The sequence below is a fragment of the Chryseobacterium sp. SIMBA_029 genome (genome assembly GCF_046535275.1).
Lineage (GTDB): Bacteria > Bacteroidota > Bacteroidia > Flavobacteriales > Weeksellaceae > Chryseobacterium.
Genome location: NZ_JAWRXA010000001.1, coordinates 178,769 through 193,882, shown reverse-complemented (window position 1 = coordinate 193,882; position 15,114 = coordinate 178,769). Strand labels below are relative to the sequence as shown.

General features: G+C 35.6%; 17 protein-coding genes and 1 other RNA gene. 1 reads left to right on the top strand and 17 read right to left on the bottom strand.

What is annotated here, in order from left to right:
* Positions 1–3: 3 nt before the first annotated feature.
* From SB679_RS00920 to SB679_RS00865, 12 genes are all read right to left on the bottom strand, one after another.
* Positions 4–579 (bottom strand): glutathione peroxidase, encoded by a 576-nt coding sequence (locus SB679_RS00920; RefSeq protein ID WP_410700362.1) that lies wholly within the window; start codon positions 577–579, stop codon positions 4–6.
* Between the two features lie 240 nt (positions 580–819).
* Positions 820–1,482 carry a histidine kinase gene (locus SB679_RS00915; protein ID WP_410700361.1) on the bottom strand — a complete coding sequence of 221 codons (663 nt, stop codon included), beginning with the start codon at positions 1,480–1,482 and terminating at the stop codon, positions 820–822.
* Positions 1,483–1,552: 70 nt separating this feature from the next.
* On the bottom strand, positions 1,553–2,281 hold the full coding sequence (gene kdsB, locus SB679_RS00910; RefSeq protein WP_410700360.1) for a 3-deoxy-manno-octulosonate cytidylyltransferase: 729 nt from the start codon (positions 2,279–2,281) through the stop codon (positions 1,553–1,555).
* 11 nt (positions 2,282–2,292) lie between these two features.
* Entirely contained in the window at positions 2,293–3,006 is a 714-nt protein-coding gene (locus SB679_RS00905; RefSeq protein WP_410700359.1) for a hypothetical protein, read from the bottom strand.
* 12 nt (positions 3,007–3,018) lie between these two features.
* Positions 3,019–4,272, bottom strand: coding sequence for a pyridoxal phosphate-dependent aminotransferase (locus SB679_RS00900; protein ID WP_410700358.1), 1,254 nt, complete (start codon positions 4,270–4,272; stop codon positions 3,019–3,021).
* A gap of 27 nt (positions 4,273–4,299) precedes the next feature.
* On the bottom strand, positions 4,300–5,199 hold the full coding sequence (locus SB679_RS00895) for a hypothetical protein (protein WP_410700357.1): 900 nt from the start codon (positions 5,197–5,199) through the stop codon (positions 4,300–4,302).
* Positions 5,200–5,216: 17 nt separating this feature from the next.
* Positions 5,217–6,932 (bottom strand): phospho-sugar mutase, encoded by a 1,716-nt coding sequence (locus tag SB679_RS00890; RefSeq protein ID WP_410700356.1) that lies wholly within the window; start codon positions 6,930–6,932, stop codon positions 5,217–5,219.
* A gap of 99 nt (positions 6,933–7,031) precedes the next feature.
* Entirely contained in the window at positions 7,032–7,733 is a 702-nt protein-coding gene (locus SB679_RS00885) for a GIN domain-containing protein (RefSeq protein WP_410700355.1), read from the bottom strand.
* Positions 7,734–7,738: 5 nt separating this feature from the next.
* The gene (locus tag SB679_RS00880) at positions 7,739–8,467 is read right to left on the bottom strand and encodes a DUF3667 domain-containing protein (RefSeq protein WP_410700354.1); all 729 of its coding nucleotides are present in this window, start codon (positions 8,465–8,467) and stop codon (positions 7,739–7,741) included.
* 20 nt (positions 8,468–8,487) lie between these two features.
* Positions 8,488–8,880 (bottom strand): hypothetical protein, encoded by a 393-nt coding sequence (locus SB679_RS00875; RefSeq protein ID WP_410700353.1) that lies wholly within the window; start codon positions 8,878–8,880, stop codon positions 8,488–8,490.
* 2 nt (positions 8,881–8,882) lie between these two features.
* On the bottom strand, positions 8,883–9,833 hold the full coding sequence (locus SB679_RS00870) for a glycosyltransferase family 2 protein (protein WP_410700352.1): 951 nt from the start codon (positions 9,831–9,833) through the stop codon (positions 8,883–8,885).
* Between the two features lie 15 nt (positions 9,834–9,848).
* The gene (locus SB679_RS00865) at positions 9,849–10,448 is read right to left on the bottom strand and encodes a DUF4199 domain-containing protein (protein ID WP_410700351.1); all 600 of its coding nucleotides are present in this window, start codon (positions 10,446–10,448) and stop codon (positions 9,849–9,851) included.
* A gap of 131 nt (positions 10,449–10,579) precedes the next feature.
* Here SB679_RS00865 and ffs point away from each other — a divergent pair.
* Positions 10,580–10,677, top strand: an RNA gene (gene ffs / locus SB679_RS00860) — signal recognition particle sRNA small type.
* A gap of 101 nt (positions 10,678–10,778) precedes the next feature.
* Here ffs and SB679_RS00855 read toward each other — a convergent pair.
* The 5 genes from SB679_RS00855 to SB679_RS00835 all read right to left on the bottom strand — a co-directional run bounded on the left by SB679_RS00855 (position 10,779) and on the right by SB679_RS00835 (position 15,099).
* Positions 10,779–11,465, bottom strand: a complete 687-nt coding sequence (locus tag SB679_RS00855) for a metal-dependent hydrolase (RefSeq protein WP_034711879.1) — start codon at positions 11,463–11,465, stop codon at positions 10,779–10,781.
* Between the two features lie 145 nt (positions 11,466–11,610).
* Positions 11,611–12,057 carry an SRPBCC family protein gene (locus SB679_RS00850; RefSeq protein ID WP_410700350.1) on the bottom strand — a complete coding sequence of 149 codons (447 nt, stop codon included), beginning with the start codon at positions 12,055–12,057 and terminating at the stop codon, positions 11,611–11,613.
* A 12-nt stretch (positions 12,058–12,069) separates the two neighbouring features.
* Positions 12,070–12,999 (bottom strand): 1,4-dihydroxy-2-naphthoate octaprenyltransferase, encoded by a 930-nt coding sequence (gene menA, locus SB679_RS00845; protein WP_410700349.1) that lies wholly within the window; start codon positions 12,997–12,999, stop codon positions 12,070–12,072.
* 81 nt (positions 13,000–13,080) lie between these two features.
* Positions 13,081–13,917 (bottom strand): 1,4-dihydroxy-2-naphthoyl-CoA synthase, encoded by an 837-nt coding sequence (locus tag SB679_RS00840; protein WP_034711881.1) that lies wholly within the window; start codon positions 13,915–13,917, stop codon positions 13,081–13,083.
* A 153-nt stretch (positions 13,918–14,070) separates the two neighbouring features.
* Positions 14,071–15,099, bottom strand: coding sequence for a tetratricopeptide repeat protein (locus SB679_RS00835; RefSeq protein WP_410700348.1), 1,029 nt, complete (start codon positions 15,097–15,099; stop codon positions 14,071–14,073).
* Positions 15,100–15,114: the final 15 nt, after the last annotated feature.

Genomic DNA, 15,114 nt, shown 5'->3' with positions numbered 1-15,114 from the left:
ATATTATTTCAAATATTTAGTAATTGCTTCATCAGTAGGTTTTGTTGTACTTATGAAGGTGTCGATTAATTTTCCGTTTTCGTCAATTAGAAATTTGGTGAAATTCCAAAGGATCGTGGTATTTTTTACTCCGTTCAAATCTTTTTCTGTCAGATATTTAAAAATAGGTGCTGTATCATCTCCTTTTACAGAAACTTTAGCTGCTAAAGGAAAGGTTACCCCATAGTTTTTCTGGCAGAATGTTCCAATTTCAGTATTCGTTCCCGGTTCCTGACCGCCGAAGTTATTAGCTGGAAATCCAACGATGACCAACTTATCTTTATATTGTTCGTATACTTTCTCAAGATCTGCATATTGAGGAGTAAATCCGCATTCGGAAGCGGTATTAACAATAAGAATTTTCTTTCCTTTAAAATCTGCAAAGTTAATTTCTTTACCATCAAGGCTTTCAACTTTGAAATCATATATTGTTTTTCCCATAAGTTCGGTGGTTTTAGCTTTAGAAATTTCACTTTTTTGATTGGTGCAGCTTTGCAAAAATGCGGTAAAAGAAAGCAGCATTAAAAAAATATTTTTCATTTGAATATTTTATATTTATTATTATATCTCAAAAGAGTTTCTGAATCTCTTTACATCCTTGTTTCACACTGCTAGTTACAAAATATATTTTATGTAACCATTAAAAAACTTGCAATATTATCTATTGCATTCTATTGATAATCCCTGTTGCAACTTATCCTTATCATCTTACAATACATAAAAAAGGAACAGAATTTACAGTCTGTTCCTTTGTATTTTTGATTAAGTTCTACTCTCCTATTAAAATTTAAAAATATTAGCAGGAAAAACTTTATTAACATCTATTTTATTGATAATCATTACGTAATCACCGTCTTTTTTAGCGCTTGATGATTCTATTCTGAAAGGCATCATCATATTTCCTACTTTTTTGTAATCGAAATAGCTTAATGCTTCGTCTTTCTTCACTTCTTTTACCAGCATATAGGTTTTAGTATCAAAGTAGTATAGATTTTTGTTTACATTTTTGGTAAGTTCTACTTTATGACAGTAGATATCTCCTACTTTTTCTTTTCCCAAATATTTGGCTTCAAATCCTTTATTTTCCCAATCTATAAAATCATTATCGAAGCTTTCGGCCACGTAATCCGGGTATTCCTGAAGTTTATTGGTAGCATAATTCATTGCATACCCTTTGTTTCCGTCATATCCTTCGATGGCTGTATCTTTATTATTGATGGTAAGAACCGTTTTGGTAAGATTCGGGCGCTGCTGGTATATTTTTATAGGATATTCATCTTTAACTCCTAAAATAACCTTGCCTTGCAGCAGTACTGAATTCAACAGCTTCCAACTCGTTAATCCTCCTGACAGTTCGATATTTTTATCTATAATTTCCTTTGCGGTCTGTGCAAAAGATATTTGTGACCAAATCAGGACGAATACTAACAGTAATTTCTTCATTAACTCAATTTATAAATTCAAATATAGGGTTTTATTAATTTATGAATGTATCGGTTTAACGATTTATCAATTAATTGAATAATAATTTTCTAGCTTTTTCCAGATCTTCCGGAGTATCAATTCCTACTCCAACGAAATTGGTCTCAATCATTTTAATCTTCATTCCATACTCCAGATAGCGAATGCATTCTATTTTTTCTGATATTTCCAGCGGTTTCATTTCCAGTTTTGAAAACTGAAGCAACGCGTGCTTTCTAAAAGCATAGACTCCGATATGTTTAAAATAGTCCACATTATAAGAGATTTCTCTATGAAAAGGAATTACAGAACGGCTGAAATACAGCGCAAAACCGTTATTATCGGTAATTACTTTTACGTTATTCGGATTTTCAATTTCTTCTTTTTCAACCAGTTTTATTTTTAGAGAAGCCAAAGAGATTTCCTGATTATCATCTTCTCTGAAAACTTCAATAAGCTGTTGTAACGGCTCCAATTTCAGAAACGGTTCATCTCCCTGAACATTAATCACGATATCGCAGTCAATATTTTGAACGGCTTCTGCAATACGGTCGCTTCCTGTTTCGTGCTGGCCGGTCATCACTGCTTTTCCTCCGTTATTTACAATTTCATTGAAAATAATTTCTGAATCTGTAGCAACAAAAACTTCGTCAAAAAGACCTGTTTCCACTACATTATGATAAGTGGTGGTAATCACGGTTTTGTCTCCTAACGTTTGCATAAGCTTTGCAGGAAAACGGCTTGCTTCGTACCGTGCCGGAATGACAGCGATGATTTTCATCTTATTGTATATTAATTATTATTGTATTTATAGAAATAAACGGTCTCAGGACCGGATAATCTATGGCTAAAGTACTGTATTTCTTTACTGTCTTTTATTTTAAACCCGTAAAACGTACCTTTCATTATGTTATTGGCTAAAAGCTTACACTCAATCGATACAAAATCAGTATCATAGACGAGTTTTTTTTGAGATTTAAAATCCGGAGGTTTTATTATTTTTAAAAATAATTGATAGGTAATGGAGTCTTTGGTTTTGTACGTAAAAACATCATTAAGTCCTAACGCTTCAAATTCAAATAGCTGCGCATCTTTATTAAATTTAAATTTTTTAAATCTTTCGAGAGTAGAATTACAATTCTTCAGTAATCCCCATTCTGAATCAGAAATAGCCTTAAGCTTTTCACCATCTTTTTTAACAATAAACTCGTTTCCATCCATTACTCCTGGATATAAAGCATACGTATCTTTACTCATGAGTATTTTATTAATTCTGACATTCGGTCCTAAATCCAGTTCTAAAATTTTGGAACTGTCATTTCTTTTAATAAGTTGAGCATCTACTGTTCTATACTTATTGGTGACCGTATAAGAATTAAAATACGTATGCTTTACAACCATAGAATCACATGCATTATCAATAGGATAAAGCACATAATCCTCTTTTTTACAAGAGATTAAACTCAATGCTGCAATTATAAAAAAACCTTTGTGAAGGTATTTCATAAAAATGATGTTTTATTTTAAAGCATTCAGCGCGTTCTCCAGTTTCGGCATCATGACTTCAATTTCGTGAACGTCTAATCCTCCTACTGAAGCACGGAACCAAGGTTCTGATTTTTCTTCTCCAAAAGCAGAGAAAGGAACCAATGCTACTCCGGCATCGTTGATTAAATAAAATACCAGATCAGAAGAGTTTCCGATTACGGTACCGTCCGGTTTTGTTTTTCCGATATAGTCTAATTTAATGGTAAGATAAAGCGCTCCCATAGGCTCAATACTTTCTACGGCCAATCCTTTAGCTTTCAGATCCTGAATTCCTTTGTGAAGTACTTTTAAGCTGGTTTCCAGCTTTCCTTTGAAATCATTTACGAAAGTATCTACATCTTCAGTGTTTTCATAGAATTTAGCAGTAGCTTCCTGTTCCGGTTTTGGTGCCCAGGCTCCAACGTGGGTAAGAAGCGCCTTCATTTTATCGATAATATGAGCAGGACCGAATCCCCATCCTACACGAACTCCAGTGGCTGCCAGACATTTAGAGATACCGTCTATATAAATTGTATATTCTTTCATTTCCGGGAAAAGAGAAACGGGATCAACATGTTTCGCACCAAAAGTAAGACAAGAATAGATTTGGTCATACATCAGGTATAGAGGCTTTTCATCTTCTCCTCTTTTTTTGTTTTCTTCCAACACCATTTCACAGATTTCGGAAAGCTGTTCTTCTGTAAACATAGTTCCGGTTGGGTTCAGTGGAGAACACAATGCCAATAATACTGCTCCGTTCAGATGGGGTCTTAAATCATCTGCAGTGGGAAGAAAGTTATTTTCAGGGGTCGTCTTTACTTCTACAGCATCAGCTGACGTTAAATAAGCATAGTGGTTGTTATTCCAAGATGGAGTTGGATAAATTACTTTATCTCCTTCATCAACAATGGTTTTGTATACTGCATAGATTAATGGTCTTGAACCTGCAGTGATCAAAATATCATTGGGTGAATACTCAAGATTCCATCTGTTTTTAAGGTCTCTTGCAACCTCTTTTCTTAATGATAGAAGTCCATTAGCTGGCGGATAATTTGTCAGATTGTTCTGATATGCTTTCTGAATTTCTTCCTTCAACTTTACAGGTATCGGATACAGATTAGAATTCAGGTCGCCAATGGTAAGGTTGGCTATTTCTGCTCCTTTTGCCTTTAAATCATTTACTTCATTACCAATTTTTACAATTTCAGAACCGATCAGGTTCGCTGCTAATTTTGAAACTTTCACTTTATTTTTATTTAAAATTTACTAATACTATCTTCTTACATTGATTTTCTCTCCTATTTGATCCACAGGTACATGGGCATCAAAGGCGGCTATTAGTTCTCTAGTTTTTTTTGCGGTATTGGAATTCGGATATTTTTTGATAATCCGGTTATATTCTTCCATTTTGTCATCAAAAATTTTTCCTCCTTCGCTGTCATAAATCGGATCACTATCCATTCCCAAGAGATAATCAGACAAATAACTATCATAATCATTTTTCGCTCTTTTGATCAATAGGCTTTTTGGATATTTATTGATAAAGTTCTCCCATACGATCAATCGGTCACCTAATTCTTCCCAGGTTATCATCAGACCTCCATTGATGGCATAATTTTCCTTATTATCTTTTGCCATCTGTGAAATATAAGCACCATAATCAGGAGTCACCTTATTCTTAAACACAGACTCATAATATCCCGGTAATGAATGAATTTCGGTAAGACCTTCGCCCATTACACGAAATTCAAGACCGACTTTATTCAGTTCTGCAGCCATTTTTTTCACATTGTCGGGCAGATCATAGGTATCCGGTCCTGTATGATAATCAATATATTTGTCTAATATATCTGTATGCAGACCATTGAGACAGTCTGTATATTTTTCTCTTATTTTCAGGTAATCTTCGTATACTTTGTCGTTCTGTTCCGGGCTGTTTTCCGCTATTTCCTTGTCAACCTTTGTACGGTACCATTGAAGAGCAGTCATATAATCCTCCGTCTTGTTAGCAGGTGAACACGCTGTATCAATCGGCTTAAACAGGTCTTCTTCCATTTCTGTTCTGGCAATTGAATCATTGGCTGTTTTTCCTTCTGCTGTTTTAGATGCTTCTTTTTTGCATGAAAAAATAAGTACGGAAAGCATACAGACTGCTAAGCTCTTTCTCATCATTTTCTATAGATCTGATATTAATCCAGCTTCAGATCTTTTCTTACTTCTTCAATCTTAGCTTCCAATGTTTTCAATTTGTCTTTGAAGTCTGCTTCTGAAGTGATGCTGTCTTTTACAGAGATATAAAATTTAATTTTAGGTTCTGTTCCTGAAGGTCTTACACAAACTTTAGTTCCGTCCTGGGTATAATAAATCAGTACGTTAGATTTTGGAATGCCATCCATTACCTTCTTCGCGTTTTCAGAAACCACAAAGTTCGTCTGTTCTTTGAAATCCTTTACTTCTTCTACCAATGAACCCGCTAATTCTTTAGGTGGATTTTCACGGAAGTTTTTCATCATATTCTGAATTTCTTCTGCTCCGTCTCTGCCCTTTCTCACAAGGTTTACCAATCCTTCATAATACATTCCTACTTCCTGGTAAATCTCGATCATATATTGGTACATGGTTCTTCCGTTTGCTTTACACCAGGCTGCAATTTCGCAGGCAAGCACAATACTTCCACAAGAATCTTTATCACGGACAAAATCTCCGGTCATGAATCCAAAACTTTCTTCTCCTCCACAGATAAATTTTTCTGTTCCTTCCGCTTCACGGATCATTTTTCCGATCCATTTGAATCCGGTAAGTCCTGCTTTACAGTCTACTCCGAATTTCTGTGCGATATCAAAGAATATATCTGAAGTTACAATGGTAGAACCTATAAATTCTTTACCTGTAATTTTACCCAATTTTCTCCATTCATTTAAAATATAGTACGTAAGAATGGTATTGGTCTGGTTTCCATTCAATAACTGCATTTCACCATCAAGGTTTCTTACGGCAATTCCCAATCTGTCGCCATCCGGATCTGTTCCGATCACGATATCTGCATTGGTAATTCTTGCCAGGTCCATTGCCATTTCTAATGCAGCAGGTTCTTCAGGGTTTGGTGATTCTACCGTCGTAAAATTACCGCTAGGAATCATCTGTTCTTTTACAAGATCAATTTTCTTGAAGCCCGCTTTTTCTAATGCTTTTGGAACCGTAGTATAGGTAGTTCCGTGGATTGAGGTGAAAACAATATTTAAGTTTTCTTTTCCTACATTCTGATAGGTAGAATTTTCAATACAGGCATCGATATAAACGTCATCCTGCTCTTCTCCGATCCATTCAATTAAATCATCATTTCCGTTGAATTTAATTTCCTCGAATTTTACAGAATATACTTCATTAATGATTGCTTCATCATGAGGGGGAACGATCTGAGCTCCGTCATTCCAATATACTTTATAGCCATTATATTCCGGCGGATTGTGAGAAGCCGTTAATACAATTCCACCATTACATTTTTTATCACGCACTGTGAAAGATAATTCAGGGGTTGGTCTGTGTTCTTTGAAAAGAAGAACTTTAATTCCGTTTGCTGTTAAAACATCAGCCACTAATTTTCCAAATTCTTTGGAGTTGTGACGTACGTCATAAGCTATAGCCACTTTTATTTCTTCGTTAGGAAACTGCGTCAACATATAATTCGCAAGTCCCTGTGTAGCTTGACCTAACGTGTACTTATTTAAACGATTGGTTCCTACTCCCATAATTCCACGCATTCCTCCTGTTCCGAATTCCAATTCTCTGTAAAAAGAATCTTCCAAATCCGGTGAGTTGCCGTCTATTAATAATTGTACGGCATCTCTTGTTTCCTGATCGAAGGTGTCACTTAACCAAAGTTTCGCTTTTTCTAGTGTTGTCATATGTATATTTCGTATTTTTTTAGTTGTAAGCCGGATGCTTGAAGATGGAAGTTATTGTATTTACTACTTCTTGCACACAACTGTAATTTATTCTTCTTATTAATCCAGTTTTTTATTCTCTACCCTGGTTGTTTTATCAATTTTAAAAGCTCTGATAGGATCATTATAATAGATGAATTTCGCCGTATTCTGAACATGTCCTTTTAAGGAATCTTTTACATTAACTTCTGCATAATTCCCATTTTTAGAATCAATATTCAGGTTGGTAATCTTCCAGTATGGCGCAATAAAACTCGCTGTATCTGAGATCTTTATCACTGCATTTTTAGTCTCTCCAAGAAAATTGGCACGGCTTCTGTTCCGCATTTCTACTTCTGCTCTTCTCGTATTGACCGATCCCATAAAAGTAGCGTTATTTTTTAAATTCAGCCTAAAATTATCGGTTTTAATTTCACTTGAAATATTCATTTCTACAGAATCTGCAACAGAAACTTTTTCAAGGTTATATTTTGAATAGATGGTTACATTATAAAAATCAACCCCTTTTGTCCCTCTGCTTTCTTTGATAGAAAGGGTTTTATCTTTTACATCAACATCAAGGTTGGCAGCAACATTCGGATAGGTTTCAATTTCAACGAAATTCTTTGGGCCTCTGGCATAAAATACCCGGAACTTCCCTTCCAGGTCGAGATTAACGAATTCTGCAACATCTACATCTTTTTTCTCAATATTTCCTTTCGGAGAAATTTTCCCGCAGGAGATAACGGAAAGAATCGCTAATGAGTATATTATATTTTTCATTGAATTTAAAAAATTTTATAAAACAGTACAATAAATAGTAGAATCTCTATGATCATTAATAAATAGAACACAGCGATCCTCCCAATTAACTCTAAATGGGAATATGAACTTCTAAAAGCATTACAATAAGTAAAGGCCGGAAATAAAAGTATACTTAAAATAAACATTTTATCTATGACATCCGTAATTTTCAATAAGGGTTTATATATTCCTATAATACTAATTATATCATCCAGTAACAACAGAAGTAAAATTCCTGAAAGAATTACAGATGCTAGGATTACATGCTCTGCAAGATTCAGCTTAATACGTTTAAAAAGAATCCATCCATTGAAGGCAAAAATAGGGATTAATCCAAATAAGATTGTTTTAGAATATTTAGAGAAAAAACCTATAATATTAGTACTTCCGTCAGGAATTTCAGCAGGGTTGAGATCCAGATAAAAATGAAGGGCCAATACATTGAATCCGAACAAAATAAGGAGTAAGGAAAACAAATTATAATAGGTAATCCTTTTGCCCGAAATATAGTCTGTTGCCATTTTCCCGGGGCCCAATAAAACATGCTGTATCGTTCGAAAAAATCTTGCTTCAACATGCCAAATCGATCCCAGGATATCGTTTTTAAAGAGAGAATGTGAAGTTATTCTTGCGGTATCGGATTTTTGTCCGCAATGAGAACAAAACTCACCGGAAACCGGGTAACCGCAGTTTAGACAACTCTTTTTATTCATCTTTAAGATCAACACATTTTTTAACCATTCTCAACGGATGCCGCATACACCATGAGTGCAATAAAAGCTGCAGTGATCATCACAGCGATGATCAGGGGGTTCCAAATTTCTTTTTTAGGATATTGTTCTTCATCCGGAAAATATTTCGGAACAAAATAATTTGAAAGTAAACTTCCTCCTGCAAAACCACATACATATGCAAGATAGCTTTTAGGATTTTCGGGTATATTTACAATAATTATACTGATAATAGTTAGCAGTATTGAAATTCCCAGAACAATATAAGCCTCTTTCTTCTTTCTGACATTAATTAAATTTTGATATAATAAAATGCCTCCAAAAAGAGTTGACATAAAAATAGAAAAACCTAAAATAGCTTTTTTAGAATATATTTTCGGCGTTTGATCATCCATGCCTATATCACTTCATCAATATTATAATTTTTATGCTCGCGATTGGTTCTGATAATCATTTCCCCTAAGAATCCGGCGATAAAAAGTAAAGTTCCCATAATCATCATGGTTAATGCAATAAAAAACCATGCATTATTGGTAAGAAGATGTCCGTAAATTCCTCTGGCCACATCAATCAGTTTGGAAACCCCAAGCCAAAGGGCAGAAAGAAAACCCAGGATAAACATCACGGTTCCAACTGCTCCAAAGAAATGCATTGGTCTGCCTCCAAAACGGCTAACAAACCAAAGTGTTACCAAATCCAAAAAGCCACGGATAAATCTTTCCGTTCCAAATTTAGAAGTTCCGTAAGGTCTTGCCTGATGCTTCACTTCTTTTTCGGTAATTCTTCTGAATCCGGCGTTCGCAGCCAGCACGGGGATATAACGATGCATATCTCCATATACATCGATCGATTTTACTACCTGCTTTTTATACGCTTTCAAACCGCAGTTGAAATCATGAAGTTCCACTCCGGACACTTTTCTTGCCGCAGCATTGAATAGTTTTGAAGGAACATTTTTGGTCATTACGTTATCAAAACGCTTCTTTTTCCAGCCTGAAACAATATCATAATTATCTTCGACAACCATTTTATAGAGTTCAGGAATTTCTTCCGGAAAATCCTGTAAATCAGCATCCATGGTGATTACTACATCTCCATTCGCTCTTTCAAAGGCTGCGTGAAGCGCCTGGGATTTCCCATAATTTCTGGAAAATTTAATCCCGTGAATCTGAGGGTACTGTACTTTCAGATTTTCAATAATATTCCACGATAAATCCGTACTTCCATCATCTATGAACCAAATTTCATACAATAAATTGTCTGTTTTACAGACATAATCGATCCTTGAAAAAAGTTCTTCCAGAGAAGCTTCTTCGTTAAGTAACGGAATAACTATAGATAGATTCATTTAATTTTAATAAAATTATTCTTGATTTGTTATTTCCTGGTGCACCGTTCTCGTTCTGAAAAACGCTCCGAAAAATACTGACAAAACTACGTAAAATATAAGAATTGCTGCAAAATATCCGGAAAAATGACTCAGCGTAAGCATATCTTTTCCCTTAACCGCTTCTGGAGTAAAGCTTTGAATTCTTTCGTTATATTTCTGATCTAATTCATCAATGTCTTTCTGATGCTTCAATATCTTCCTCGCAGAAGTATATTCGGTATCCAATTCTGATTTCTGTCTTTGAACATATTGGTAGTTCAACAGTTTTTTTGCATCGGTATCTACGAAATTTAAAAAGGCGAAAATGCTGATAATTGAAAGGATTCCCCCAGTGAACATCGGCACAAATGCTCTTTTAAACGCTTGTTTAAAACTTACTGTTTTATGAGCTCTCCAAAAGGTATTCACAGACCAGAAAGCAGCTCCTGCATAAATCAGCGGAAGCACGAATGCATTGGCTTTTAGAGAGATATCGAAATAATTAATTCCGGAGAAAAAGCCGTATACGATAAAAAAAATAGTCATCGTGGCTATAAAAAGTATAATTCCTAATGTTGATGGACTTTTCGTCATATTTAATTTTTTAGAAAAAAGTTGAAAAATTATTCCCTTACCATTCAGCATTTTAGCATTGACAGAGGATTTTTCAAGTGAATTTTCTGTAATTTTATTTTGAAGTTTATAATTTATTCCTACCTTTGCAACGGCAAGTCCTAAACAACCAGCTCCTGAGAATCCTCCAGGGTGGGAACACAGCAAAGGTAATTGGTCGTAGCGGTGTGATTTAGGTAGCTTGCCATTTTTTTTGTCTTAAAGTGAAGAGAGGTAATTTGATAATTATCTTTTTTTTGTTTTAATATCTTAAACATCTTTATTCTCATTTTCAAATTACCGCAATCTCAATTAAAATTCGAACTCCTCTCCCAGTTTTGGCAACACAAGTTCTACATTTTTATCAGCAAAATGCTTCAATGCACTTTCATGATTAATTTCAATGGCAGGGAAAGTATCAAAATGACATCCGATGACCTTCGGAGTTTTCAATAATTCTGAAGCGGCAAAGGCTGCTTTTCTCGGGCACATGGTATAATGGCTTCCAATCGGAAGGATCGACAGGTCTAAGTTTCCGTATAGCCTTGGAAACAGCTCCATATCTGCCATTACTCCTGTATCACCTGCCAAATAGATGTTCTTACCTTCAGGAAGTCTGAAAATATATCCTACAGGAACACCTCCATAGCTTCCATCCGGAAAAGAACTTGTATGGTGAGCCGGTACCATTGAAATTTTAAGATCGTCGATTTTTGCTGACCCTCCTAAGTTCACATCGTCTTTGTTTTTTGCCGTTTTAAAATAGGCACACACTTCAGGAACTCCAATCACTACTGCTTCCGGGTAATGGTGTAGTACCTCTTCAACATCAGCAATGTGATCTCCGTGCGCGTGAGTCAGCAGAATATAATCTATTTTCTGAGCAGTGATATCAAATCCGGACTCTGCCTTTTTGTAATTGTAAAAAGGATCGCATAAAATCGTCTTGTCTTTATACGTGAACAGAAAACAGTTCTGTCCTAAGAATTGTATTTTCATTTTAATTTATTTTTAAAATTGTTAAACACAAATAGCTCAAATAGTTTCACAAAAAACTCAATAGTATTCGTGAAAAGATTTGTGTTATTTGTGTTTTAATTAACCGCAAACGGTCATTATTTAAATATATTATTTCCGGGAAAATCTATTTCTGCGGAAATTTATCTTCTATCAAATTCAGTTTTAATCCATGCTCAAGATAAGCTTTACAGCCATCTAAAACGGTTGTAAAACCACCTGTATTGTCATTAATGGTCTTCAGCAAATCTTCTCCCGTTTGGGTAAAGCCATAGCTTTTAATCACTACAAATGTTCCTTTTTCCATCTTCCTGAATTCATAATCTACATGTGTTGAAGGATTTCCCCATTCTGTTTTGATCAGTTGATTGGGAATAATCTCATTTACCTTTACATCGGATTTCACACCGTACATTTCCCATTCCCAGGTTACTGTTTTTCCGGCTTCCAATACTCCGGTAGATTTTGTAAACCAGAACTGAGTGGTAATTTCAGGATTGACAAATGCTTCGAAAACATCTTCAATGGGTTTTCTGATCAGCATCTGAGCTTCAACGTACGCAGTAGCATTCATGATGGTATATTTTTATCTAAAAAAATTAAGGCCTATTGCGGTAAGAACAGCCATCGTAAAGGTAAGAATACCAACTTGTTTTAAAAACTGGTCGAGTTCTTTAGGCTCTTTTACAGACATAATTCTTCTTCTTAATTTAGCAAAAGGAATGATCAGAATCATGACAATAAACACATAATAGTTTTGTGACTGTATGAAACCATTTATTGCTAAAAATATAAGAATCAGTATCAAAGGAAGCTGAAGCAGGATCATTTCATAGATCATTGCATTTTTAAAACCAATCCTCAAAGCGAGACTGTTCTTCCCTGACAGCTTATCGCTTTCAATATCTCTCATATTATTCAGGTTAAGGACCGCCATGCTCATCATTCCAACTGCAGTTCCCGGCAGCAGAATATCCCAGCTGAACGTTTTTGTAAATAAAAAGTAGCTTCCACATACGGAAACCAATCCAAAAAAGATAAATACGAAAAGGTCTCCCAATCCCATATATCCGTAAGGTTTTTTACCTACCGTATATCCAATGGCTGCTAAAATACTGGCTACACCCAATCCTATGAAAATATAAAATTCTGTCATGTATTGCGGTATGAAAGCTACATACAACAAAGCTATTGTTGCTGCAAAAGACAATACTGAAAACAGGATTACCGCATTTTTCATCTGTTTTGCAGTAATTTTTCCGGATGCTACAGCTCTTGCCTCGGCTGATGTACTTCTTTTTGCGTCAGTCCCTTTGATTCCGTCACCATAATCATTGGCATAGTTGGATAAGATCTGATAGAGCAATGTCACCAAAAGCGCCAATGCAAATATTTTCCAATCCCAGGTTCCGCCTTCACCCCAAAGTCTCCATTTAGCAATGAAAGCACCCATAATAATCCCGCTTAAAGAAAGCGGAAGTGTTCTTAGCCTTGCGGCTTTTATCCAGTCAGTCATATGTTATTGTATTCATGTACAATGTATTCACGTAAAATGACAATTCATCAATACATTTTACGTGAATACTTCAGTACATTTTTAAGATATCCATTTATTTTCTCCGAAGTCAGGTTTTCTTTTTTCTAAGAATGCGTTTCTTCCTTCCTGAGCTTCTTCCGTCATATAAGCTAATCGGGTTGCTTCTCCTGCAAATACCTGTTGTCCTACCATTCCGTCATCGGTAAGGTTCATGGCAAATTTCAGCATTCTGATAGAAGTTGGAGATTTAGCTAAAATTTCCTGAGCCCATTCGTAGGCTGTATCTTCTAATTCTGCATGAGGAATTACTGCATTTACCATTCCCATATCTAATGCTTCCTGAGCGGAATAATTTCTTCCTAAAAAGAAGATCTCACGGGCTTTTTTCTGACCTACCATTTTCGCCAGGTAAGCAGAACCATATCCACCATCAAAGCTGGTAACATCTGCATCTGTCTGTTTGAAAATTGCATGTTCTTTACTTGCTAATGTAAGATCGCATACCACGTGAAGTGAATGTCCACCACCAACAGCCCAACCTGGTACTACTGCGATTACTACTTTTGGCATAAAGCGGATCAAACGCTGTACTTCCAGAATATTCAGACGATGTCTTCCATCTTCTCCTACATATCCCTGTTTCCCTCTGGCTTTTTGATCACCTCCACTGCAGAAAGCCCAACCTCCGTCTTTAGGACTTGGCCCTTCTCCTGAAAGTAAAACAACGCCTATTGAAGAATCTTCAGAAGCGTCATAAAAAGCGTCATATAATTCTGAAGTTGTCTTGGGTCTGAATGCATTACGGATTTCTGGTCTGTTGAAAGCAATTCTTGCTACACCGTTGCATTTTTTATAGGTAATATCTTCGTATTCTTTGACGGTTTTCCACTCAATCATCTTGTAAAAATTTTTCTCAAAGATACGGAATTGCAGAGAATTTTTAAGGCGAAATTTAATGATAATCTCTACAAATACAGAGATCGTTTCAGGCTAAAAACAAAAAGCCGGAACACTGATGCTCCGGCTCTTTTTATAGTTTAGTTATTGCTGTTATTTAGCAGCTTTTCCTTCAAGTTCAGCTAATTTAGCTTTCATTTCTAAGGCTTTTGCCTGGTTTTTAGTCACTACATAGATGTCTTTTAATGCAGAAACTGCATCAACACTTGTAGGTACTGCTTTGTACCAGTTTTCAGCGTATGGTAATGCTTTACCAAATCTCTCTCTTCTTCCGTCGATCAGCTTAGTCGCTTCATCCGGCTTATCTTTTCTCAAAGCATTGATCTGCTCAACAGTTTTTGAGTCATCACCAATGATGGTAAATACTAAATTCTGATGTGCATTTGCGAAATCAGGTTTAATCTCTACTGCTTTTTTGAATGATTCTATAGCATCGTTAACGGTAGCAGGATCTTTAGACTGCATTACTCCCAGATTATACCAGTTGGTAGCATCTGTAGGATTTTTTGCTAACTGCTCTTTTAAAGTGGCTACAAATTTCTCTGTATTTCCAGATTGGAAATACGCAGTGCTTTGAGCTTCTTTTAATTTTGCATTGTTTGGAAATTTAGCCAATCCTTTTTCAACGATAGCAACAGCTTCAGTTCCTTTTTTTGCATTAAGAAGCAAAGTAGACAATGTTTCATACAAGTCCGGCTCTACGCTTGGAGTTTGTTCCGTTTTGAAATCTGTATAATCAGGACTTTTTTTCATTAGGTCCCAAGTTGCTTTATCAAAAGGTTTTACTTCTCCAGACTTCTTTTCTTTTGCAGTATAGGTAGTCTGTACCCCTGTGTATCCTGAATTAATTAAATCTGTATAGATTTTAATTGATTCGTCGCTGTTATTAGCCAATGCATAGCTAAGACCAGCATAATACATATAGGTTTTATCATCCTGACCGCTTGTTTTCAACAAGTTGTAAACCTCCAAAAATTTAGGTGCTGCAGCTGCATAATTTTTTGAGTTATATGCGTCCATCGCCGCTTTATTAGCACTTTGAAGCTGGGTATTCACATCTCCTTTCTGTCCAAAGACAAAAGCTGATGCTACAATAGCCATCCCTAAAATCAGTTTCTTCATAATAACTATTTTATA